At 63.0% G+C, this 22,898-nt stretch carries 23 protein-coding genes; 10 read left to right on the top strand and 13 right to left on the bottom strand.

The window, feature by feature from the left end; genetic code table 11:
• Window positions 1–3 precede the first annotated feature (3 nt).
• From SPHME3_RS0114735 to SPHME3_RS0114725, 3 genes are all read left to right on the top strand, one after another.
• Window positions 4–1,080 carry a 2Fe-2S iron-sulfur cluster-binding protein gene (locus SPHME3_RS0114735; protein WP_018250990.1) on the top strand — a complete coding sequence of 359 codons (1,077 nt, stop codon included), beginning with the start codon at window positions 4–6 and terminating at the stop codon, window positions 1,078–1,080.
• A gap of 7 nt (window positions 1,081–1,087) precedes the next feature.
• Window positions 1,088–1,861 carry an enoyl-CoA hydratase-related protein gene (locus SPHME3_RS0114730; RefSeq protein ID WP_018250989.1) on the top strand — a complete coding sequence of 258 codons (774 nt, stop codon included), beginning with the start codon at window positions 1,088–1,090 and terminating at the stop codon, window positions 1,859–1,861.
• Window positions 1,862–2,065: 204 nt separating this feature from the next.
• Window positions 2,066–2,671 (top strand): TetR/AcrR family transcriptional regulator, encoded by a 606-nt coding sequence (locus SPHME3_RS0114725; RefSeq protein ID WP_018250988.1) that lies wholly within the window; start codon window positions 2,066–2,068, stop codon window positions 2,669–2,671.
• 156 nt (window positions 2,672–2,827) lie between these two features.
• Here the strand turns inward: SPHME3_RS0114725 and SPHME3_RS21115 are convergent, their stop codons facing one another.
• The gene (locus SPHME3_RS21115) at window positions 2,828–3,700 is read right to left on the bottom strand and encodes a LysR substrate-binding domain-containing protein (RefSeq protein ID WP_196801628.1); all 873 of its coding nucleotides are present in this window, start codon (window positions 3,698–3,700) and stop codon (window positions 2,828–2,830) included.
• A 177-nt stretch (window positions 3,701–3,877) separates the two neighbouring features.
• Between SPHME3_RS21115 and SPHME3_RS0114715 the strand changes: the two genes are divergently transcribed.
• The 3 genes from SPHME3_RS0114715 to SPHME3_RS0114705 are packed head-to-tail and all read left to right on the top strand — an operon-like array spanning window position 3,878 to window position 7,295.
• Complete coding sequence (locus SPHME3_RS0114715; RefSeq protein WP_018250986.1) at window positions 3,878–4,816, top strand: 3-hydroxyacyl-CoA dehydrogenase NAD-binding domain-containing protein; 939 nt, start codon at window positions 3,878–3,880, stop codon at window positions 4,814–4,816.
• 29 nt (window positions 4,817–4,845) lie between these two features.
• Entirely contained in the window at window positions 4,846–6,339 is a 1,494-nt protein-coding gene (locus SPHME3_RS0114710; protein WP_037476630.1) for a CoA transferase, read from the top strand.
• A gap of 53 nt (window positions 6,340–6,392) precedes the next feature.
• Window positions 6,393–7,295: a hypothetical protein gene (locus SPHME3_RS0114705; RefSeq protein WP_018250984.1), complete on the top strand. Its 903-nt coding sequence runs from the start codon at window positions 6,393–6,395 to the stop codon at window positions 7,293–7,295.
• Window positions 7,296–7,401: 106 nt separating this feature from the next.
• Here SPHME3_RS0114705 and SPHME3_RS0114700 read toward each other — a convergent pair whose 3' ends face one another.
• Window positions 7,402–8,238, bottom strand: coding sequence for a pirin family protein (locus SPHME3_RS0114700; protein WP_018250983.1), 837 nt, complete (start codon window positions 8,236–8,238; stop codon window positions 7,402–7,404).
• 38 nt (window positions 8,239–8,276) lie between these two features.
• Entirely contained in the window at window positions 8,277–8,873 is a 597-nt protein-coding gene (locus tag SPHME3_RS0114695) for an NADPH-dependent FMN reductase (RefSeq protein WP_026189116.1), read from the bottom strand.
• Between the two features lie 64 nt (window positions 8,874–8,937).
• Between SPHME3_RS0114695 and SPHME3_RS0114690 the strand changes: the two genes are divergently transcribed.
• From SPHME3_RS0114690 to SPHME3_RS0114680, 3 genes are all read left to right on the top strand, one after another.
• Window positions 8,938–9,330, top strand: a complete 393-nt coding sequence (locus SPHME3_RS0114690) for a winged helix-turn-helix transcriptional regulator (RefSeq protein ID WP_018250981.1) — start codon at window positions 8,938–8,940, stop codon at window positions 9,328–9,330.
• Between the two features lie 123 nt (window positions 9,331–9,453).
• A complete protein-coding gene (locus SPHME3_RS0114685) occupies window positions 9,454–10,023 on the top strand; it encodes a TetR/AcrR family transcriptional regulator (protein ID WP_018250980.1) in 570 nt (189 codons plus the stop codon).
• A 49-nt stretch (window positions 10,024–10,072) separates the two neighbouring features.
• The gene (locus tag SPHME3_RS0114680; RefSeq protein ID WP_018250979.1) at window positions 10,073–10,900 is read left to right on the top strand and encodes an SDR family NAD(P)-dependent oxidoreductase; all 828 of its coding nucleotides are present in this window, start codon (window positions 10,073–10,075) and stop codon (window positions 10,898–10,900) included.
• A gap of 34 nt (window positions 10,901–10,934) precedes the next feature.
• Here the strand turns inward: SPHME3_RS0114680 and SPHME3_RS0114675 are convergent, their stop codons facing one another.
• Window positions 10,935–11,894, bottom strand: a complete 960-nt coding sequence (locus SPHME3_RS0114675) for an alpha/beta hydrolase (RefSeq protein WP_018250978.1) — start codon at window positions 11,892–11,894, stop codon at window positions 10,935–10,937.
• A gap of 78 nt (window positions 11,895–11,972) precedes the next feature.
• Complete coding sequence (locus SPHME3_RS0114670) at window positions 11,973–12,824, bottom strand: SDR family oxidoreductase (RefSeq protein WP_018250977.1); 852 nt, start codon at window positions 12,822–12,824, stop codon at window positions 11,973–11,975.
• Between the two features lie 99 nt (window positions 12,825–12,923).
• Between SPHME3_RS0114670 and SPHME3_RS0114665 the strand changes: the two genes are divergently transcribed.
• On the top strand, window positions 12,924–13,337 hold the full coding sequence (locus SPHME3_RS0114665) for a winged helix-turn-helix transcriptional regulator (protein ID WP_037476628.1): 414 nt from the start codon (window positions 12,924–12,926) through the stop codon (window positions 13,335–13,337).
• A 102-nt stretch (window positions 13,338–13,439) separates the two neighbouring features.
• Here SPHME3_RS0114665 and SPHME3_RS21710 read toward each other — a convergent pair whose 3' ends face one another.
• The 8 genes from SPHME3_RS21710 to SPHME3_RS0114625 all read right to left on the bottom strand — a co-directional run bounded on the left by SPHME3_RS21710 (window position 13,440) and on the right by SPHME3_RS0114625 (window position 22,895).
• Window positions 13,440–13,562, bottom strand: a complete 123-nt coding sequence (locus SPHME3_RS21710; protein WP_018250975.1) for a hypothetical protein — start codon at window positions 13,560–13,562, stop codon at window positions 13,440–13,442.
• 235 nt (window positions 13,563–13,797) lie between these two features.
• Window positions 13,798–16,065, bottom strand: coding sequence for an NADP-dependent malic enzyme (locus tag SPHME3_RS0114655; RefSeq protein ID WP_018250974.1), 2,268 nt, complete (start codon window positions 16,063–16,065; stop codon window positions 13,798–13,800).
• 184 nt (window positions 16,066–16,249) lie between these two features.
• Window positions 16,250–17,875: a GMC family oxidoreductase gene (locus SPHME3_RS20175; RefSeq protein WP_037476626.1), complete on the bottom strand. Its 1,626-nt coding sequence runs from the start codon at window positions 17,873–17,875 to the stop codon at window positions 16,250–16,252.
• Between the two features lie 177 nt (window positions 17,876–18,052).
• Window positions 18,053–19,510 carry a benzaldehyde dehydrogenase gene (locus SPHME3_RS0114645; protein ID WP_018250971.1) on the bottom strand — a complete coding sequence of 486 codons (1,458 nt, stop codon included), beginning with the start codon at window positions 19,508–19,510 and terminating at the stop codon, window positions 18,053–18,055.
• Between the two features lie 13 nt (window positions 19,511–19,523).
• Window positions 19,524–20,312: a 3-oxoadipate enol-lactonase gene (gene pcaD / locus SPHME3_RS0114640; RefSeq protein WP_231376761.1), complete on the bottom strand. Its 789-nt coding sequence runs from the start codon at window positions 20,310–20,312 to the stop codon at window positions 19,524–19,526.
• Window positions 20,309–21,511, bottom strand: a complete 1,203-nt coding sequence (gene pcaF, locus SPHME3_RS0114635; RefSeq protein WP_018250969.1) for a 3-oxoadipyl-CoA thiolase — start codon at window positions 21,509–21,511, stop codon at window positions 20,309–20,311. The genes pcaD and pcaF overlap by 4 nt, the downstream gene beginning before the upstream one ends.
• A complete protein-coding gene (locus SPHME3_RS0114630) occupies window positions 21,511–22,170 on the bottom strand; it encodes a 3-oxoacid CoA-transferase subunit B (protein ID WP_018250968.1) in 660 nt (219 codons plus the stop codon). Before SPHME3_RS0114630 ends, pcaF begins: the two co-directional genes overlap by 1 nt.
• The gene (locus SPHME3_RS0114625; protein ID WP_018250967.1) at window positions 22,167–22,895 is read right to left on the bottom strand and encodes a CoA transferase subunit A; all 729 of its coding nucleotides are present in this window, start codon (window positions 22,893–22,895) and stop codon (window positions 22,167–22,169) included. Before SPHME3_RS0114625 ends, SPHME3_RS0114630 begins: the two co-directional genes overlap by 4 nt.
• Between the last annotated feature and the right edge of the window lie 3 nt (window positions 22,896–22,898).

Below are 22,898 nucleotides of genomic sequence, written 5' to 3'. Positions count from 1 at the left end.
ACGATGTCGACCGCTTTCCATCCTCTCAAGATCCTGGACGTCGCCCGCGAAACGGACCAGGCGATCGCGGTGACGCTCGAGCCTGATCCGGCACTTGCCGAGACCTTCATCTTCCTTCCCGGACAACATCTGACCTTTCGCGCCGATATTGGGGGCGAGGACGTGCGTCGCAACTATTCGATCTGCGCGGCTCCCGGTAACGGGCCGTTGCGGGTAGCGATCAAGCATGTGGAGGGAGGACTTTTCTCAGGCTGGGCGCTCGAATCCTTGCAGGCGGGAGATATTATCGAGACGATGGCCCCGCGCGGCCATTTCACCTGGAAATTCGAGTCCGAGGCTCGCCATCATTATCTGGCCTTTGCCGCAGGCTCGGGCATCACCCCGGTTCTTTCGCTCATCAGAACGGGCCTGATGACGGAGCCAGATAGCCATTTCACGTTGCTCTATGGCAATCGGAGTTCCTCCTCGATCATGTTCCTTGAGGAACTAGCCGCGCTCAAGGACCGCTATCTGGGCCGGCTTCAGATCTATCATTTCCTTACCAGCGAGTTCGACGATATCGATCTGTTCAACGGTCGCCTCGACGAGGCGCGCATCGCCAGGGTGTTGGACTCGCTGGTCGATCCGGCCGCGATCGATGTCGCCTTTATCTGCGGCCCGGGCCCGATGATGGACGCCGCCGAGCGGGCGATGCTGGATGCGGGGCTGGCGCCCGAACATGTTCTGACCGAGCGCTTTTCCACCGGCGAAGAGAGCGAGGCCGAACGGCAGTCAGATCGTGAGATCCGCCGGAAAGCGCAGGGCCTGCAGATGGAAGTTAGGATCGACGGACGACGCCGGGCGATCGAGTTCGATGCCGAGAAGGGCAATATTCTCGAAAGCGCCCGGGCCTCGGGCCTCCCGGCCCCCTATGCCTGCAAGGCGGGCGTGTGCGCGACCTGCCGGGCCAAGCTTGTCGCCGGCGAGGTCACGATGAAAAAGAATTACGGTTTGAGCCCACTGGAAGTCGAGCAGGGCTATATCCTTACGTGCCAGTCGATCCCTGCTGGCGAGGGTGTGGTTGTCGATTATGACAGCTGAGGCCGACATGCTGCTCGCGTCGCGGCCTTCCGATGGAGTGTTGCTCCTGACCCTCAACCGGCCGGCAAGTCGCAACGCCCTTGCAACGCCCCTGCTCGATGCGATTGTACGAGAACTGGTGGGCGCGGTCGACGACGACAGGGTTCGCTGCGTCGTCATCACCGGGAACGAGAAGGTGTTCGCGGCGGGCGCCGATCTTGGGGAACTGGAGCGATCGGACGGCAAGGAGCCGATCGCCGGCCCGCGCTGGAACGCCTGGGCCTGTATCGCCGGCTTCCCAAAACCGCTGGTGGCGGCCGTCGAGGGCTGGTGTCTCGGTGCGGGCTGCGAACTGATGCTCCGCTGCGATATCGTGGTCGCGGCCGAAAGTGCCAGGATCGGCCAGCCCGAAACCAATCTCGGGATCATTCCTGGGGCAGGCGGCACCGCGCTCCTGCCGCGCCTGATAGGACGTGCCGTCGCCATGGATATGGTGCTGACGGGCGAGCCGATCGACGCCAGACGCGCTTATGATCTCGGGTTGATCGCGCGGCTGGCGCGTGACGGCGAGGCCTTGCCCGATTCCTTGCTCCTCGCCGGCAAAGTTGCCTCACGCGCGCCTTGCGCGCTCAAGGCTGCGAAGGCCAGCATAAGAGACGTCGAGGATCGTCCGTTGAGCGAGCATCTCTGCGCCGAGCGCCAGCGCTTCCTTGCATTGCTTGCCGGTCCGGAGAAAACCGAGGGAATCGCAGCCTTTCGGGAGCGACGCGATCCCATCTGGCCGGCTGTCTCCTGTCGATGAGAGCTGGCGCTGTAGTTCAGCGATCCGAAGGCCGCCGAAGCGGATAGCGACTTGAAGCGCTGTCTACCATTGCCGTGGACGGAAGTCGTAACAATCCTATGCGTCCTTGACGCCGACCGATCGGTCACCCATTGCTTGAGAAACTCGGGCGGGTCCGCATAATGTGACCAGCCTTTAGATTCTGAAAGTGGATTGGACAGACGGATGGCGCGGACCCAGGCTCCCGATTATGAAGAGCGCCGCATAGCGATCATTGACAAGGCAGCGGAGCTTTTTGCCCGGCGTGGGTTCATGGGTGCATCCGTGGCCGATCTTGCCGCTGCTTGCCAGACGTCCAAGTCTCTTATTTATCATTACTTCCCCTCGAAGGAAGACATCCTTTTCGAGGTTATGTCATCTCATATCGACCAGCTTGTCGAAGATACCCATCAGGTGGCACGGGAAGGGGGGCGTGCCGCTGATCAGTTCAACAGGCTGATCCACGCCTTCCTGAGCCACTATATGGGTGCGGCAAGTCGACAGAAGGTTTTGTTGAACGAGCTGGCGCATTTACCTGAGAACATGCGTGAGACCATCGTGGGCAAGCAGCGGCAAGTCGTGGAAGTCACCCAAAAATTGCTCACCGCTCTTACCCCCGGTCTGGCCGGCGATCCGAAACGCGCGCGCGTCCAGACCATGCTGCTCTTCGGGATGATCAACTGGACCCATACCTGGTACGATCCCGATGGCGCCATTAAGATAGACGAATTGGCGGAAATGGTGCTCGAGCTGATCGGCAAGAAATCCGCGAGCGGCAAACGGGCAGCGTAGCAATCTGCTGTCATCACGTTCGCGATTGTAACGGCACGATTACGCTGAGCGAAGCTCTTCGCTTACTGACATACGGACTGCCCAGGCCGATGATGCGGGGCAGGCCCCCGGCATGATCGTGGCCGGTGAGCCGACCACCGGGCATGGGCTGTACGACTAGGCCCGCCATCCCTTTCGCACAGCTTCCATCAAATGCCTGGAGCGGGATGCGTTCTTGGGTCGGTAGCCGATCATGAGCGGGATTGGGGAAGGTCCGTCGACGAGAGGACGCGTGATGACGCGCGGGAGCAGGAGCTGGTCGGCATATTTCGGCAAAAGCGAAAAGCCTCCGACCGTGAGGATGAGCGACAGCGCCGAGGCGATGTTGGCGGCCGTGTGGACGGGGCGCAGCGGCAGGTCCTTGCGCTGAGCCCAGGCGTCGATGGCGACACGCAGAGCGGGGGCAGACCGCCGCCCGACCGACACATAGGTCTGATCGATCAAATCCTCGAAGATGAGCTCTGGCTTCGCGGCGAGAGCATGGTCATCCCGCAGAAACGCGGTGATGCCGTGATAACCGGCAATCTCGAAATGGATGTCCACCGCGTCTTCGTCCTGACGCATGAATGCCATATCGATGTTCCCGGCACGAAGTTCCTCGATCAGCCGGGGCGATGAGGCGCTCATCACGCGGATTTCGGCGTCCGGTGACTGCTGCCGGGCAAGTTCGACCACCCTGGGCAGTGTTGAAAGTTCAAGACCAGGCAGGACGCCGAGCCTCAACACAGCCGGAGTGTTTCTGGCAGCAGCAGCCGCTTCATCAACCTCTTTCAACACGCGCCGGCTTCGTTCCAGGAATACCAGACCTGGGTCGGTGAGCACCACACCACGGGACCGTCGTTCGAAGAGCTTTACGCCCAACTCATCTTCGAGCTCGAGCAATTGCCGGCTGAGCGACGGCTGCGACGTATGCAGCCGGGATCGCGCCGCCGTGCTGACACTTCCGGATTCCGCGACGGCAACGAAGTATCGGATGTGGCGTAGTTCCAACCATGCCTCCTGAGCATAGCTGATAGCGTTAGCAAGTCTTGGTACGTCTAGCAACAACGGCCTAGATGAAGGGCCAGAGATTGGCGGATGCGCTGATCGGGCAAGCGCCCCCTTCGAATATCTTCGGATTACCCGCCTCTCGCGAAGACCGTCCGCAATAGAAAACGGAGAATTGTCGTGAAAACACCTCAAAAGATCGGTATCGTCGGCTGCGGCGTTATTGGCGCAAGTTGGGCCGCTTATTATCTCGCGCGCGGATTTGACGTCGGCGCGACCGACCCTGCCCCCGGCGCAGAGCAGAAGTTGCGTGATCTGGTTGCACAATATTGGCCAGCACTCGTCAAGATCGGGCTCGCGCCCGATGCGTCCCAAGACCGGCTGACGTTCGATGCCGACCCCGCCAAGGCACTCGCCGGCGCCGGCTTCGTGCAGGAGAACGGACCCGAGCGCGTTGACGTCAAACGCGTGCTTCTCGCCGAGATCTCCGCTGCCGTGGCCGATGACGTGATCATCGCCACGTCCTCTTCGGGAATTCTCATTTCCGATATCCAGGGCGGTGCGCGCAATCCCGAGCGGGTCGTGCTCGGTCACCCCTTCAACCCGCCGCACCTGATCCCGCTGGTCGAGGTTGTCGGGGGTAAGGATACCACCGATCAGACAATCGAACGGGCGATCAATTTCTATCGGGAAATCGGCAAGAAGCCGATCCATATCCGCCGTGAGGTCAAGGGCCATGTCGCCAACCGGCTGCAGGCGGCTTTGTGGCGCGAGGCCTTCTACCTGGTCGATCAGGGGATCGCTTCGGTGTCCGACATCGACACCGCCATCGCGCATGGGCCGGGTCTGCGCTGGGCGCTGCTCGGACCGTTCCTCAACCTCCATTTGTCCGGCGGCAGCGGCGGCATTGGCCATGTGATCGACCATCTCGGACCGCCGATCGAGTCCTGGTGGCGCGATCTCGGCGACCTCTCCTTCACGCCGAAGGTCAAGTTCGAGGCCATGCAGGGTGTCGAGGACGAACTGGGCGGACGCTCGCTTGAGGCGGTCCAGGAGGAGCGCGACGACACGCTGATCCATCTGCTCGCGCTCAAAGCCCAGGCGCTGGAGCTGCCCTGAGCTTCTTCCTCAAGAGATTGGATACCGTTATGAACAGTCAAATCCAAGACCGCATTGCCGCGGCGCTCTCGGCGCCGCTTATATCAGACGATCGCATTGATCCCGCCAGGGAGTTGGCGGAGGTGCTGAGCGGGGTCGGTCTCGACCCTGCCGATGCCGGAGGATCGATCACCTTCGCCGGCAAGGATCCGATCATATCCAGCCCGTGGCCGCTTGCCACGATGGCGGGCGTGTCTCTTATGGCCAAGGCCGTCGCCTTTGCCGGGATCTGGAAGACGCGGACCGGCGAGGGGCAGGACCTGTCGGTTGACCTGCGCCAGGTACTCCACCGGCTGTGCCCCTTCTACGACAAGAAATGGGAGATGTTGAACGGATATGCGCCGGGCACACCGTCCGACCCGGCCAATCCGTTCATGCCAAGCCACATGTACCAGACACGCGACGGCCGCTGGCTGCAGCTGCTCAACATCTATCCCCGAACGAAGTCGGCTGCGCTCGCCTTGCTCGGGTGCAGCGACAGCGTCAGCGCCATCGCGGCCGCTGTCCGCAAACATGACGGGCTCGCGCTCGAGGAGCGTTTCAACCAGGCCGGTCTGCAGGCGACGCTGGTGCGCACCGCCGAGGAATTCACGCAGACCGAACAGTTCGGCTATCTGAAGGACATGCCGCTCGTCGAGATCACGAAGATCGGCGACAGCGATCCAATTCCGTTCACCGCCGATCCGCGCACGCCGCTCGACGGAATCCGCGCGCTCGGTCTCGGCCGGGTGATCGCCGGCGCCGGCCTGGGCCGGGCTCTCGCCTATCACGGCGCGGACGTCCTTAACCTGTGGGGACCGGGCGACTTCGAGATGGACCTGACCTATTATACGGCGAACGTCGGAATGCGGTCCGCGACCATGGATCTCAAGCGCGCCGACGAGATGACGCGCTTCAAGGCGCTATTGGGCGCTGCCGACATCTTCTTCTCCAACCGGCGCCCGGGCTTCCTTGGCCGCTACAATCTGACGGCCGAGCAGCTCGCCGAGATCAAGCCCGGCCTCATTCATGTCGATATGTCGCTTTATGGCTGGCGCGGTCCATGGGCCGATCGTATCGGGTTCGACCAGAATGCCGGCGGGGTGAGCGGCGTGTTCGCCCGCGAGGGCACGGCCGAGCGGCCGCAGCTGACCGAGATCTTCGTCGTCAACGACTACGCCATGTCGTGGATCGCCAGCGTTGCGGTCGCGGCCGCGCTTCAGCGCCGCGCAACCGAGGGCGGCAGCTATCGTATCCGGATCTCGCTCGCGCGGCTGTCGATCTGGCTCCTTCACATGGGCATCTTCGACAAGGCCTATGCCTCAGCGATCGCGGGCACGGCCGGCGACCACGAATATCTGTCGCCAGAACTGTTCGAAGCGGACACGCCGTGCGGCCATTATCAGGGCGTCACCGACCAGGTGCGGATGTCGCGTACGCCCGGCTTCTACGCAACGCCGCTGGTGCCTCGCGGCTCGGGCAAGCCCGAATGGCTCGCGCGCTGAGATCCTTACCGCCCGCCAGATGAGGCGGGGTCGGTTTCAATCGGAGATGTGAGATGAACGAAGAAGCGGCTGCGCAGGGCCGGCTGGCCCTGCTCGACGTCTACAAGCGGCAGTTGGTGGTGATCGAGCGCGGTTCTGGAAAAGTCCTCCTCACCGTGGAGAATGTCGGCCACCCTGACGGCATCCAGGTCGATGCGGCAAAAGGTTATTTCTACTGGACCGACATGGGCCCTCATCGCGAGGGCGAGGACTTCTTCGAGCCGGACGGCACGATCCGGCGCTGCCGACTGGATGGCACCGAAAACACCCAGTTGGTGGGCGGCGGCGTGATCTATACGCCCAAGCAACTGCAATTGGATCATGACGCCGGCATGCTCTACTGGTGCGACCGCGAAGGCGGCCGGGTCATGCGCAGCAGGGTCGATGGCAGCGGGCTGGAAACGCTGGTGGAGCGGGGCAGTGGAGGCGCCTATCCCCGCGACAAGCTCGACCAGTGCGTCGGTATCGCGCTCGATCCCGCGCACGGCAAGCTCTACTGGACCCAGAAGGGCCCCAAGAAAGCCGGTCTCGGCCGCATCTTCCGCGCGGGCATCGACCTTCCCGAAGGCGAGCAGCCCTGGAACCGATCCGACATCGAACTGCTTGCTGACGCGCTTCCTGAACCCATCGACCTTGAAATCGACGAGGAGCGGGGCCTGCTCTACTGGACCGACCGCGGCGCTGAGCCCGATGGCAACTCATTGAACCGGGCTCGTATCACCGCCGCTGGCCTCGAGGCGCATGAAATTTTGGTGCGCGGGTTTGAGGAAACGATCGGCCTGGCGCTTAGCCCTCCCGAAAATGTCGCCTATGTTTCGGACCTGTCGGGCCGCGTCTACCGCATCGATCTTGAAACGCTGGAGCGGACCGTGCTTTACGACAAGGGCCAGGCCGTAACAGGTCTCGTGCTTTTCTGAGCAGCATTGGCCCTCCCCAAGAGCCGCACTTTTGGGGAGGCGATACAGACCGGAAATCAGGATTGTGCGCAACGCCGGGATTGGATTTCCGGTGCCCCCGTTCAGATCACGCGAACAGCCCTGCCTGATAGTCGCGCGCGGCCTGCATCAGCTCAGCGGGCGAGGTCATGACGAACGGGCCACGCGCAGCGACGGGCTCGTTGATCGGAGGGGCATGGCCGTAGATGATCGTTCCGCCATCAGCCGACGTCACGGTGATCCGGTCGCCCATGTCGTCAAACATCACACGGCTGTACTGCTCGACCGTCTCGCCGCCTATGTTGACTTCCCCTTCTACGACGTAGAGGAAGAGGCTGCGTCCCTCCGGCGCGGGCAACACGGCTGTTCCGCCCGGCGCCAGGTCCACGACCATCATTGTCGCGTCCGTCAGCGAACGGATCGGGGCCATGATGTCCTCGAAGCGGCCAGCCACGAGGTTAATGGTGGCGCCGTCGATCGCGATCGACGGGATGTCTTCAGCCTCCAGCCCGACATAATGCGGCGCGGCGCCCTTGAGCGTCGAGGGAAGATTGAGCCAGAGTTGCAGGACTTCGAAGGGGCCGCCGCTCTTCCTCAAAGCCGGCGGAGCCGACTCGTTGTGGACGATGCCCGAGCCGGCCGTCATCCATTGCACGCCGCCGGCATGGACGATCTTGGGCGATGATCGGCTGTCCTCGTGCAACAGTGCGCCGGTTCGAACGAAGGTTATCGTCTCGAAGCCGCGATGCGGATGCGGCGCAAAGGGCAGGCCATGATTATCCGGCGGATAGACTTGCGGACCGTGATGGACGATCAGCAGGAAAGGCGTGGGGCCGGCCATGGTCACCGGAGGGATGCGGGTGATCAGGTCGTGATTGTCCTCGCGCCGCGCGACGCCCTTGCTGACGATCGTCCGTTCGGTCATGCTTGCTCCGTGCTCTGATAGTACAACCCGCGACCGGGTCAGCCGGCTTTCGCCTGCTTGCCTTCGCGGTAACTCTTGAGCGCGCCGCCCCAACCGACCAGTTCATCGAACAGCGTATTAAGTGCGGTTGCCTGCACGTCGCGCGGTTTGAACGTGGAGAAATTTTCAAAGTCGTCGAACAACGACAGCGCGACCTGCGACCGCACATCCGCGATGTGCAATTCTCCGACGATACCCCGCAGATGCTCGACGGCGCGAACACCGCCGGTGCTGCCATAGCTCACGAAACCGGCAACCTTGTCGTGCCACTCGTAAAACAGGAAATCGATCGCATTCTTCAGCGCACCTGAGGTGGAATGGTTATATTCCGGCGTTACGAAGATGAAGGCATCGAGCGGAGCGATCGCGGCCGACCAGGCTTTGGAATGTTCCTTGGTGAAGGGCTGGTGAAGCGACGGCGGGAATGGCTCGTCGAGCACCGGCAGGTTGAAGTTCGCGATATCGACGAGATGGTAGACAGCGTCATTGCGCAGCGAGGCGAGTTCATGAACCCAACTCGCCACCGCTTCACCATTGCGGCCAGGCCGCGTGCTTCCGATGATAATTCCACATTCAGCGTCATGAGGCCGCTCCAAGGTTACAAAAGAGAAGTGACTCTATATTGGTAAGTTCCCCGAACGGCTGCAAGGAGGCACATGCATGATAGTTACGAAAAGTGATGCCCGCGATCAGCTCCAGCAAGTCGCCGAAGGCTGCGAAATCACGCGGGACGTGTTGCAGCGGATCGGAGACAAATGGACCGTGCTGGTCATCATGAGCCTGGCTGGCGGGTCTCGTCGCTTTTCGGAAATCGCGCGTCTTGTGCCGGACATCTCGCAACGCATGCTGACCTTGACGCTTCGCGGGCTGGAGCGGGATGGCCTGCTCACGCGGACGGTGACACCAACGGTTCCGGCGCGCGTCGACTACGCGCTCACGCCGCTTGGGCGCTCCTTGCAGGAGCCTGTTGCAGCGCTTGGCAAATGGGCGCGCGCCCATCAGGACGTCATCAAAGCTGCCCGGGTAGCCTTCGATGGACGGAGCCGCGAATGATTCCAGGCGCAGGTTCGCCAAGCCACAGTTCGTCACGCGCGCTTTGATTGACAATCCGACTAAATGTGTCAAATCTGTAAATTCCAGCTGGCCATTCCGAAAAAGCGCATTGCAGAGAAACCCATGAAAACCGAGCCCGCCGACAGGCATGACACGATCCTCGCGGCTGCGCTTGAGGTCTTTCTCCGGTACGGCTTCGCCAAAACATCGATGAAGGATCTCGCGCAAGCGGCTGGCCTGTCACGGCAAGGTCTGTACCTGCATTTTGGCAGCAAGGAGTCCATTTTTGATGCGATGGTCGCTGAGAATCTGCGCAATGCGGGCGATGCGGTGCGGCAGGCGCTCCGTCGGGCTGATTGCAGCGTTGAAGACAGGCTGACCGAGGCATTCGAGGTCGCGCACGCCGCAGGCATCGGCTCCACATCGCTGGACGAACTCATAGAGGAGAGCCGGAAACGTTGCCCGGTTGCGGTCGGCGCATTCGACACGGCGCTCCTGACGGAGGTTGCCGAGGCCTTGTCGGTGGCGCGGGTTGCGGATCGATGGAAAGCGGAAAAGCTTTCGGCAGCCGAACTGGCGCAGCACCTCGTTCACGCCTCGGTCGGCATAAAGCACGAAGCGGCATCGCGGGATGGCTATCGGGCAGGAATTCGCCTGGCTGTACAGATCATATGCCGCAGCCCGCATGGCTAGACCCGGTCAGGCCATCACGGAACCGATCGTTCCATGAGAAAGAACCACCATGCAGAAGACCATCATCATAACCGGAGCCAGCGATGGGATTGGAGCGGCAGCGGCGCGGAAGCTCAAATCGCATGGCCACACCGTCATCCTGGTGGGCCGATCACGGTCGAAGACCGAAGCGATTGCCCGCGAACTGCGTGCACCCTTCCATCTGGCGGACTATGCCAGGCTGGGCGATGTGCACAAATTGGCCGACGAACTGCAATATTATGATCGCATCGACGTGCTTGCGAACAATGCGGGCGGAATCATGGGGAACCGCGAACTGACCGAGGATGGATTCGAAAAAACGCTTCAAGTGAACCATCTCGCCCCATTCCTTCTCGTCAAGCGGCTGATTCCCAAACTGATCGCAAGTCGATCCAGCGTCATCCAGACCGCAAGCGAAGCCGCGAACATGTGGGGCGGCGGCTTTGATCTCAGCGACCTCAATAACGAACGCGACTATGCACCGCAGAAAGCTTATGGCCGGGCGAAGCTGGCAAACATATTATTCACTCGGGAACTCGATCGTCGGCATCGATCAGACGGCATTTCCGCCGTGGCGTTCCATCCCGGTGTCGTCCGCTCCAGCTTTGCGAGCGACACCACGCATTTCATGCGCTTTATCTATCATACGCCGCTGAAGTACCTCATCACGATAAGCTCCGAAAAGGCGGCAGCGAACTTGGTCGATCTTGCCGAGGGAGTTCCGGGCAGCGATTGGGAATGTGGCGGGATGTATGCGAACGGGAAGCCAATGAATGTAGCGTTCAAAGACAATGGATCGATTGCCCGGGGATTGTGGGACCGGAGCGAGGCGATGCTTCAGCCGTGGCTTGACTAACCCTCGCCAATCGTAGGCGCTTTTTGAGACGTAGCTAAGAAAGCTTTTGCTGGAGGAAGGCACCCGCCCGTTCGGAGGCCCCGACTGCGGTGCTCAGAACGCCGGCCATCTCGATGAACCCGTGCACCATGCCGGGGATCTCGACATAGTCTACCGGCACTCCGGCCGATTGGAGCGCGTCTCGATACAGGCGACCGTCATCGCGAAGTGCGTCGCATTCCCCGCTGAAGATCAGGGTCGGGGGCAAGCGATCGAAACCGGAGGCGAGGATGGGGGAGACCTTGGGATCGCGAGGATCGATATCGGAAACGAACGGGTCGGACATGGCGTGCATCGCGTCCAGCGTCAGTGGCGGGACGTTGCCATTCTCGAACCGGGAGGGAAGCGCCCAGCCGGTGGAGGAAAGATCCATGGCCGGATAGAACAGCACCTGCGCGCGAAACGGAACCTCGTCGCGCAGTTGCTGGGTCGCGACGGCGGCAAGGCTGCCTCCGGCGCTGTCGCCTGCGACCGCAAGTCGCTGGGGATCCAGAGCGAACTCGCCGGCATGTTCCACGAGCCATCGGATAGCGGCGACGACATCGTCGGGGCCGGCAGGGGCAGGGTGTTCGGGCGCCAGACGATAGCCGACCGCGATCAGGGTCACGCCGCTATTGTGGACGAGCCGCCGACAGACCTTGTCGTGACTGTCGAGGTCGCCGAGCGACCAGCCGCCGCCGTGGATGTAGACGGTTGCAGCTCCCGGGGAGATCAGGGTCTGCGGCTCATAGAGCCGCAGCGGGATCGGTCCCGCAGGCCCCATGGCCTGGATATCACGAACCTCGCCGACGGGCAGCGCCTCGCCGCCCAACGTCGCGCCGATCTGCTTGTATGCCTCGCGCATCTCAGCGATCGGCAGAGAATCGAGCGGCGGCGCCCCGGATTGGCTCATCGCCTCCAGGACTGCCCGGACGTCGGGTGCCAGTCGCGCCGGATCGAAGGGTTTTGCCTGCATATCGTCAATCTCCGTTCAAGTGCAGCGGTGCGCTGGCGTCGTTGCTGTCGGTTCCAGAATGATGCGATCGCAGATCGCTCAGAGGGACTTGAGCGCGCGTTCCACGCTCGTTGCCAGCGTCGTCGTCGGACGCCCGATGAGCTGCGACAAGGTGCGCTCCGATCCATAAAGGGCGCCCTGCGCGGCACTGACGTCATAGGAGGCGATGGCCGCGGCCAACTCCTTCGGCAGGCCGGCACCTTCGAGCGCTGCGGCATAGTCGGCCGCGGGCAAGTCGCGATAGGGGATGTCCTTGCCGGTCTGCCGCGAAATTTCGGCGGCAAGGTCGGTCAGGGTCCAGGCTTCGTCGCCGGCCAGTTCGTAGGTCGCGTTCTCATGGCCGGGCGTGGTCAGCACGGCGACGGCGGCTTCGGCAAAATCCTCCCGGGCCGCGGAAGATATCCTGCCATCGCCTGCGCTGCCGATCAGCGCGCCATTGGCGAGGGCGGGGCCGATCGAGCCCGTATAGTTCTCGGTGTACCAGCCGTTGCGCAGAAGCGTGTAGGCGAGACCAGATGCCTTCAATTCGGCTTCGGTTGCCCGGTGCTCGTCGGCCAGGCTCAAGCTGGACTCGTCCGCATGAAGGACGCTCGTATAAACGATGCGCTCGACGCCCGCTTTCTTCGCGGCCGCGATCACATTGGCGTGCTGGACGGCGCGCTTGCCGATCTCGCTGGAGGAGATCAGCAACAGGGTGTTGACCCCGCGGAGAGGCGCATCGAGAGTTGCAGGCGAGGAATAGTCGATCGGCTGGGCAGCAACCCCAAGGACGTCGGTCTGCTCAGGTCGCCGCACGAGCGCAAGAAGATTAGCCGCGGACACCTTCTGCTTGAGCTTGTCGATGACAATGTGGCCCAGCTGGCCAGCGGCACCCGTTACTGCGATCGTCATGGCAAATATCTCCTGCGCTTCAGTCGGGATAGAAAGACTTGCCTTGATATAGCGTCTACCATTATTCCTGGTAAGTACATACAAAAAGGTAAGTTAAGGATGGCGCTGGAAAAGCCTGCTCGCACGCCCGAACCATCGGATCGGAGAACCCTGCCCGAGAAGCTCATGCACGGCGATGTCCTGACACCGGCATGCCCTTCCCGCGAAATCCTCAACCATCTCACCAGCCGGTGGGGCATATTGGCGCTCATCGCGTTGCTCCCTGGAACCATGCGGTTCAGCCAGTTGCGTCGCCGGATCGGCGGGGTCAGCGAGAGGATGCTGGCACAGACGCTTCAATTGCTCGAAAAGGACGGAATGGTGGAGCGTCGCGCCTTCAATGTCGTTCCACCGCATGTCGAATACAGTCTTACACCGCTGGGCACGCAGGCGGCCGTCAAGGTGCGCGACCTCGCTGACTGGGTGGAATCCAATCTGGAGGCACTTCTCCAGGCGAGAAGCGAAGACGATTGATGCCGCACGGGAAATGGCTGTCGGTAGCATTTCCGCAGGAGGGGCTCCTGACAAAGCCGGTTGCCGGCACGCGTCGGAACCAGCATGACCCCCGCCCAAGGGCTATTGCCCGAGACGCAGGATCGGCCTGACGGTCTTGCCGCTCTCGCTCTCCGCGACCGCCTGGTCGATATCGGCGAAGTCATAAAACTGACCCTGTCCCGGAAATACATCCGGCCAGAACATGAGATCTGGCCTTCCGGGCCAATCACCCATCGCTTTGAGAACAGCCCGGGCGTCTGGCGCTAATCGTGCTGGATCGAATGGCTTTTGCCTGCATATCGTCAAACTCCGTTCAAGGGCGGGATAGGCATTGAGGTCGGCTCGGGTGCACCGGTGGAAACACAATCTCGCTTTGGTCGTCAGCGGTAAATCACGGCCTCTCCTCCGCGGGTCCTGTCGATGCCGGGCAGTAGCGCCGCTAAGTGTTCTGCATCTCATCGGCGGCGACGATCGCCGTGAGATTGAGGATGCCGCGTGCCGTCACGCTGGGGGTAAGAACATGAATCGGCTTGGAGAGGCCCATAAGCATCGGACCAACGATAGGCGAACTCGATGAAGCGGAGAGCGCCGTTAGCGTAATGTTGGCGGCATCGAGATTGGGCATTACCAGCAAGTTCGCCGGTCCCTTCAGCGGGCTGTCGGTAACCAGCCTCTCCCGCAGACGGTCTGAGAGCGCGGCATCAGCGTGCATTTCACCATCGACGATGAGTTCCGGCACTTGCTTCCGGACGAGCGCCAGGGCTGCCCGCATTTTGCGCGCGCTCGGACTGTGCGAGGCCCCGAAGTTGGAATGCGAGAGCAGGGCGATCCGTGGGTCAAGTCCGAACCGACGAACGCGCTGCGCCGCGAGTAGCGTCATTTCGGCGACCTGCTCGGGCGTCGGATCGGGCACCATATGGGTGTCAGTGATGAACAGGGCTCCGGCATCGAGAATAAGGCCGGACAAGGCATAGGCCCGCTGCAGGCCCGGGACGAGATCGATGATGCGCAGCACATGCTCGACCTGGCCCCAAAACTCGGCATTGCCGCCTACGAGAGCGGCATCCACGCGCCCGGTTTGCAGCAACATGGCTGCGGTCACGGTCGGTCGCCGGTAGATGTGGCGCAGTATTTCCGATGATGCAACACCGCGGCGCGCGGCGATTACGCGGTAGGCTTCGGCGAGCGATTCCATGATTTCGTGATCGGTTTCGGGATCGATCACCGTGACGTCGCGATCCAGTTCGAAGCGCAGGCCCAGCTCAGGCAGCTTCTGCGACAGGATGCGCCGCCGCCCGATGATTGTTGGATGCACGATGCCATCATCCAAAGCGTCTTGAATTGCGCGCAAGATGCGTTCGTCCTCGCCCTCGCCATAAACCACGCGCCGGCGACTCCCGCGCACCGCCTCGAACACCGGCAACAGCAATTGCGCCGAGCGCAGATTTTGTTGGGCCAATGCGCGGCGATACTTCTCAAGATCGACGGTGCGCCGGGCCACCCCGCTGTCCATCGCGGCCTTGGCGACCGCCGGGGCGATCTCTGAAATGAGCCGGGGATCGAACGGGGTGGGAATGATGTAGTCAGGGCCGAACGCGAGCCTGCGTCCGCTATAAGCCCGGGCAACGCTTTCATGCGCGGGCAGGCGCGCCAGCGACGCAATGGCCTCGGCGGCAGCCATCTTCATCTGTTCATTGATGGTCGTTGCCCCCACGTCCAGCGCGCCGCGAAAGATGTAGGGGAAGCCCAGGACGTTGTTGACCTGGTTCGGATAGTCCGATCGGCCCGTTGCGATGATCGCGTCAGGACGTACCGCACGCGCCGTCTCGGGCAGGATCTCCGGTTCGGGATTGGCCAGCGCGAATATCAGGGGCCGGTCCGCCAGTAGCGAAAGCCATTCGGGTTTCAGGACATGCGGCGCAGATAGGCCGAGAAAGATGTTCGCGCCGGGCAGCGCCTCGGGCAGGGTCCTGGCATCGGTCGCGCGCGCATAGCGCGCCATATTGGGCAGCATGCCCTCGCGGCCCGATTGGATCACGCCATCCCTGTCGGTCAGAATGACATTCTCCTGAGGCAGGCCCATCGCAACCAGCAGGTCGACGCAGGCCAGCGCCGCGGCGCCGGCACCCGAGGTTACCAGCTTCGCGTCGCTCAGCGGCTTGCCCTGGAGCACCAGCGCGTTTTGCACTGCCGCCGCGACCACGATGGCGGTGCCATGCTGGTCATCGTGAAAGACGGGGATGTTCATCCGTTCCTTGAGGCGGGCTTCGATCGAGAAGCATTCAGGGGCCCTGATATCCTCCAGGTTGATAGCGCCGAAGGTCGGCTCCAACAGCGCGACGGCATCGACGAAGGCATCGGGATCTGTGGTATCGACTTCGATGTCGAACACATCGATATCCGCGAACTTCTTGAAGAGGACTGCCTTGCCTTCCATCACCGGCTTGGATGCAAGAGCGCCGATCGGGCCAAGCCCCAGCACGGCCGTCCCGTTGGAAATCACCGCAACCAGATTGCCGCGCGCGGTATAGTCGAGCGCCTTGCCAGGGTCGGCAGCGATTTCCTCGCAAGGCGCGGCGACGCCTGGCGAATAGGCCAGCGCCAGATCGCGCTGGTTGACCATCCGCTTGGTGGGCTCGATCGCCAGCTTGCCGGGCTTGGGATGGCGGTGGTAGTCGAGTGCGCTGCGATAGAAATTGTCGTCCATCTATGACCCATTATCTCTTGGGCTGACAGGCCGCCCGCACGGTCCTGGCGCCACCACCCATCACACAAACTTGAAGTTCACGATCACACGCGAGGATTGCGTGATGTTGCGATCAAGGCACCCCAGGCCAATAAACGATTGGCACGATCTCGCCACCGAGTTTGATTGCCAACGATTGGCAGTCCTACGCCGGCCGACCGCTTGTTCCGACATTGGGAAAATAGGTCTGAACCAGCATCTTTGCGGCGTGCAAGGCCAGCGCTTGCGTCGGCGCGTTGGTGTTGCCGCTCGTGATCGTGGGCATGATAGATGCATCGATCACATGCAGTTGTTCCGTTCCTCTGACCTTGAGCCTGGCATCGACCACGGCGCCTTCGTCTAGGCCCATTCGGCAGGTGCCCACCGGGTGCCACATGGTGGTGGCCACGCCTTTCACGAACTCACCGATCTGTTCGTCGCTCTGCTTGTCTTTCCCGGGAAGCACTTCTTCGTCGACGATTTCGGCCAGCGATTCCTGTTCCATCACCTTGCGCACGGCTTTCACCGCGTCGATGCCGACCTTCAGATCATATTCGTGACCGATGAAGTTCGGGTTGATGAGCGGCATCGACGTCGGATCGCTGTCCGCCAGGCGCACCCAGCCGCGGCTTTTAGGCTGCAATACGACGGTGGCAAACGTCACCCCGGAGCGCGAGCCGGTGGGATTCAGTCCGTCCGCAGCGATGATCGGCTCATGGTAGCATTGCACCGTGGGCTCCTCGCTATCCAGGTCCAGCGGGTTCCAATAGGAAACCGTTTCGATCCCGTTCCCCGACGCCGGGCCGTCACGGGTCAGCATATAACGCATCCCCGCGACCAGGGAGCCGATGCCATGGGCTGAATTCTGATAACCCATCTTTCCCTTCACATAGGCTGTGATGGGAATGATCGGGTGATCGTGCAGGTTTTCTCCAACCCCCGGCAGATCCAGCTTGACCTCCAATCCGAATTTCTGGAGCTGCTCGCTTTGACCGATGCCTGAGTGCATGAGAATCTTCGGCGATTGCACCGCACCGGCAGACAGGATCACGAGACCGGCATCAATGTCCTGTTCGGTTTTTCCGTTGAGAGCCCTGACACCGACCGCGCGTGTCCCGTCCAACAGAATTTTCGTAACCGTGTAGCCGGTGAGCAGCTTCACGCGCCCGCTGTCCACATGCCTGTGGAGATATGCGACGGCAGCGCTGCAACGCTTGCCGTTGAGCGTGTTGGTCTGAACGGGAGAAACACCGTTCTGGTAATCTCCATTATAGTCAGCGTTATAGGGAAGGCCATATTCCTGGAATGCCTTCATGCAACGCTGATTGAGCTCGTTGATCCCCTTGGGCAGCTCAACGGACAAATCTCCGTGAATGCCATGGTGCGCGTTGTGGAAGGTATCGTTCTTCTCCTGCTCGATATAGGCCTGGATCATCGTTTCCCACGACCAGTCTCCTGTATCGCCGACGGCAGCCTGCCAGGCGTCAAAATCCTGCTTCTGACCACGGACGTAGCACATGGCATTGATCGAGGAGCCGCCCCCGACGACTTTGCCCATGCGAAAACGCCGGGGCGTCCCGTGGATCGGCACCGTGTCATAGGCCCAGACATGCCGGTCATGTGCGAGGATGTTCGAATATCCGGCGGGGATATGGATCATCGGATCACGATCCTTATCGCCTGCCTCGATGACCGCAATGCTGGCTCGGGTGTGACGGGCGAGATAATCAGCCACAACGCATCCGGCAGCGCCACTGCCTACGATGACGACATCGAACTCTTTGGTAGACATTGACGGGCTCCTGATTGCTTTGCTGTTGTTTGCTCTGGGTGGGTGGCGGCTCGATCAGGCCGCTGACCGGAACGTTGCCTTGGCAAGATCTCGCTCCTGACGGCCTTCTGACGAGCGGCTGGTTCGGCGCTCATCCGGATCGCTCTTACTGGTGGAAGAGGCGTTCCGGACCTGGGCTCAGAGTGGATAGGTGGGAGGGGCATTCTTGATCGTTACCCACTGCCAATGGGTGAACTCCTCCCAGTTTGCAGGACCGCCGATCGCGGTGCCGTTGCCGGATGCGCCGACGCCCCCGAAAGGGTTGACGACATCGTCGTTGACCGTCTGATCGTTGATATGGAGGAGGCCTGCATGAAGGCGCTCGCCCAGCGCCATGGCGCGGCCGACGTCGCGGGAAATCACCGCGGCCGACAGGCCATATTCGGTATCGTTGGCGAGCGAAACCGCTTCGTCGTCCGTCTCGAAGGGGACGAGCACGGCCACCGGCCCGAAAATCTCTTCCGTGTAGGCCGGCATCGTCTTCGTCACGCCGCCGAGCACGGTGGGCGCCATGCACAGGCCCGTGGCATCGCCTCCCGCCAGCAGGGTCGCGCCGGCCGCCACGCTGTCGGCGACGACGTCGAGCGCATGATCCAGCTGGGGCTTGTTGATGATAGGTCCGATCGCGACGGTGCCGGACATCGGATCGCCGACCGGGAGCGCCTCTGCCTTTTCGGCGAGCTTGCCCGCGAAAGCATCGAGGATCTTCGCCTGGACGAGGATGCGGCCCGCCGTCATGCAGATTTCGCCCTGATGGAGCCAGGCGCCCCAGGCGGCGTTGCGCACCGCAAGATCGAGGTCGGCGTCTTCGAGGATGATCAGGGAATTTTTGCCACCGAGTTCCAGCGACACCTTCTTGAGGTTGCGGCTTGCCGCCTCGCCGACCTTGCGCCCGGCGCCAGTCGAGCCGGTGAACTGGATCATCGCGATGTTGGGATCTGCGCAGAGCGCCGCGCCCGCGTCGCCCCCGCCGGGCAGGACGGCAAGGACGCCGGCGGGGAGACCGGCGAGCTCGAACAGGCGCGCGATCACATAGCCGCCGCACACCGCCGTGCGCGGATCCGGCTTGAGCACGACGGCGTTGCCGACGGCGAGCGCGGGCGCCACCGCCCGCATGGCGAGGTAAAGCGGGAAGTTGAAGGGGGCGATAATCCCGACCACCCCATGCGGCCGGCGCCGCGCGAGGCTCAGTCGGCCGGCCTCGCTGGGGAGGACGAGACCCTGGGCAGCTTGGGGCATGCCGCCGGCAAGCTCGATCGCCTTGATCGAGAGGGTCAGCTCGAATTCGGCCTTGGCGCGGACAGATCCGCTCTCGCGCATGATCCAGGTGACGATCTCGTCCCAATGGGCGCGCCCGATGGCCGCGGCCTTGGGAAAGACAGCGGCGCGACTGTCGGGAGAGCCGGCGGCCCAGGCAGCCTGCGCCTTGCGCGCCGACGCAGCCGCCACACGGACAAGAGCCGCGTCCGCCTGACCGGCGCGGCCAAGCGTGTTGCCGGTTGCGGGCTCGATCACTTCGTAGGACGCGGCGGCCTTCTGCCAGCCACCGTCGAACAGCCTTCCGTCGAGATGGGCATCCTCCAAGAGAATCGACATTTTTTGTCCTTTTCTACGCAGCGAAATGGTCGAAAAGGGCGCCGGTGAAAGCCTCCGCTTGTTCGACATTGGAAAGGTGAGCGGCCGGCAGCATCACAAGGCGCGCGCTCGCGATGGAGCTGGCCAGCAGTTCCGAATGGGGAGGGGGCGTCGCCGGATCCTGGGAACCGCCGATCACGAGCGTCGGCGTGGTGATCAGGCCGAGCATCGGACGCATGTCCATGTCGCGAATGGCGGCACAGCAGCCCGCATAGCCCCCGGGATCGGTGGCGGTGAGCATCGCGCGCACCGGCGCGATCTGTTCCTCGCCTGTCGCGAGGAAGGATGGCGTGAACCAGCGTTCCAGCACCGCGTCGACGAGGCCCGCCATGCCGCCTTCATGCACCGCTGCGATCCGACCGTCCCACGACGAGGGCGGCCCCATGAAGGGCGAGGTGTTGGCGAGCACGAGGCATTCGAGCCGTTCGGGCGCGCGAATGCCGAGCCACTGCCCGACCATGCCACCCTTCGAGAGGCCGCAGAAGCGGACTTTCGGAATGGCGAGCGCATCGAGCAGTTCGATCACGTCGCGGCCGAGCCGATCCATCGAATAGGCCCCGGCCGGCGCATCGGACTGGCCATGGCCGCGGCTGTCGTAGCGCAGGACGCGGAAGGACCGTGCGAGCGCCGGCATCTGCGGCGCCCACATCTCCATGGCGGTGCCGAGCGAGTTGGAGAGGAGCAGGACCGGCGCGGCTTCCGGGCCGTCGAGCCTGTAGGCGATGCGGCAGCCATCGCCGGCGGTGATGAAATCGCCCATCATACCCGCTCCAGCAGCAGCGCGATGCCCTGGCCCACGCCGATGCACATGAAGGCCATGGCATAGCGGCCACCGGTCCGGTGCAGCTCCTCGGCGGCGGTGAGCACGATGCGCGCGCCCGACATGCCGAGCGGATGGCCGAGCGCGATCGCGCCGCCATTGCGGTTGACGCGCGCGTCGTCGGGCTGGAGGCCGAGGTCGCGCAGCACCGCGATGGCTTGCGAGGCGAAGGCCTCGTTCAGCTCGATCACGTCGAGCTGGTCGATGGTGAGGCCGCCCAGCGCGAGCAGCTTGCGCGCGGCGGGCACCGGGCCGACGCCCATCACGCGCGGGGCCACGCCCGCCGCCGCCATCGCAACGATGCGCGCGCGTGGCGTGAGGCCGTTGGCCTTCGCGGCCACCTCGGAGGCGATCAGCAGCGCGGCGGCGCCGTCGTTGACGCCCGACGCGTTGCCCGCCGTCACCGTGCCGTCGGGGCGGACGACCGGCTTGAGTTTCGCCAGCGCCTCCAGCGTCGTCGCGCGGGGATGCTCGTCCTGCGCGAAGAGGATGGGCTCGCCCTTCTTCTGCGGGATGGCGACGGGCACGATCTCGGCGGCGAGCCGGCCATTGGCCTGCGCGGTGGCGGCCTTCTGCTGGCTCGCCAGCGCGAAGACGTCTTGGTCCGCGCGCGACACCTGCCATTCTTGCGCGACATTCTCGCCCGTCTCGGGCATCGAATCGACGCCATAGGCGGCCTTCATCGCCGGATTGACGAAGCGCCAGCCGATCGTGGTGTCCTCGATCCTCTGTCCGCGTGAGAAGGCGGTGTCCGCCTTGCCCATCACATAGGGGGCGCGGCTCATGCTCTCGACGCCGCCCGCGATCATCAGTTGCGCGTCGCCCGACCGGATCGCGCGCGCGGCCAGCCCCACCGCGTCGAGCCCCGAGCCGCACAGCCGGTTGACGGTCGAGCCGGAGATCTCCTTGGGCAGTCCGGCGAGCAGGGTCGCCATGCGCGCGACGTTCCGATTGTCTTCGCCCGCCTGGTTGGCGCAGCCGAGGATGACATCGTCGACCGCCTGCCAGTCGGCGTGCGCGTTGCGCTCGACCAGCGCCTTGATGGGAATCGCGGCAAGATCGTCGGCGCGGACGGCGGCCAGCGTGCCCCCGAAGCGACCGATCGGCGTGCGGATCGCATCGCAGATGAAAGCCTCGGCCATCACGCGGCTTGCCTGTCGAAGGCGCTGATGTCGAGCGCGGCGCCTGTCTTCGCCTTCACCTCGTCCAGCGCGACGCCCGGCGCCAGCTCGACGAGACGGAGTCCGCCCACTTTCCTGTCGCAGGCGATGACGGCGAGGTCCGTGATGATGAGGTCGACCACGGCCTTGCCCGTGAGCGGCAGGGTGCATCGCTCCAGGATCTTGGGCTCGCCCGCCTTGTTGGCATGGTCCATCACCACCACAACGCGCTTGACGCCGGCGACGAGGTCCATCGCGCCGCCCATGCCCTTCACCATCTTGCCGGGGATGGTCCAGTTGGCGAGGTCGCCGTTCGCGGCCACTTCCATGGCACCCAGCACCGCCATATCGATATGGCCGCCGCGGATCATCGCGAAGCTGTCCGCCGAGGAGAAGAAACTGGACGTGGGCAGGGCGGTAATGGTCTGCTTGCCGGCGTTGATCAGGTCCGGATCGGCCTCGCCCTCATAGGGAAAGGGGCCGATGCCGAGCATGCCATTCTCGCTCTGGAGCGTCACGTTCACGCCCGCCGGTACATGGTTCGCAACCAGCGTGGGGATGCCGATGCCGAGATTCACATAATAGCCATCGCGCAGTTCCTGTGCGGCGCGCGCGGCCATCTCATCGCGGGTCCAGCTCATGCGACGGTCTCCCCCTTCGCCGCCTCGCGGGGGCGCGTGGTCAGTTTTTCGATCCGCTTCTCGTTGATCGTGCTCTTGACGATACGGTCGACATAGATGCCGGGCGTATGGATGCAGTCCGGGTCGAACGTGCCCGCCTCGACGATCTCCTCCACCTCGACCACAGTGATCTTGCCGGCGGTCGCCATGTTCGGGTTGAAGTTGCGCGCGGTCTTGCGGAACATGAGGTTGCCCGCCGGATCGGCGCGCCACGCCTTGATGATGGCGAGATCGGCGCGCAGCCAGGTCTCGCGCACATATTCCTCGCCCTCGAAGATATCGACCGGCTTGCCCTCGGCGACGACCGTGCCGACGCCGGTCTTCGTATAGAAGGCCGGGATGCCCGCGCCGCCGGCGCGGATGCGCTCGGCGAGCGTCCCCTGCGGGTTCAGCTCCAGGTCGAGCTCGCCCGAAAGATATTGCCGCTCGAACAGCTTGTTCTCGCCGACATAGGAAGAGATCATCTTCTTCACCTGCCGGCTTTCCAGCAGCATCCAGAGGCCGAAGCCGTCCGCACCGGCATTGTTGGAGATGACGGTAAGATCCTTCACACCCGCCTTGCGGATTTCAGGGATCAGGCTTTCTGGATTGCCGCTTAGGCCGAAGCCTCCCGACATGATCGTCATGCCGTCGAACAGGATGTCCGCGAGCGCGGACGCTGGATCTGCATATATCTTGTTTGCCATGAT

The organism is Sphingomonas melonis DAPP-PG 224 (genome assembly GCF_000379045.1).
Classification (GTDB): domain Bacteria; phylum Pseudomonadota; class Alphaproteobacteria; order Sphingomonadales; family Sphingomonadaceae; genus Sphingomonas; species Sphingomonas aquatilis.
This window is presented reverse-complemented; position numbering and strand designations above follow the sequence as displayed.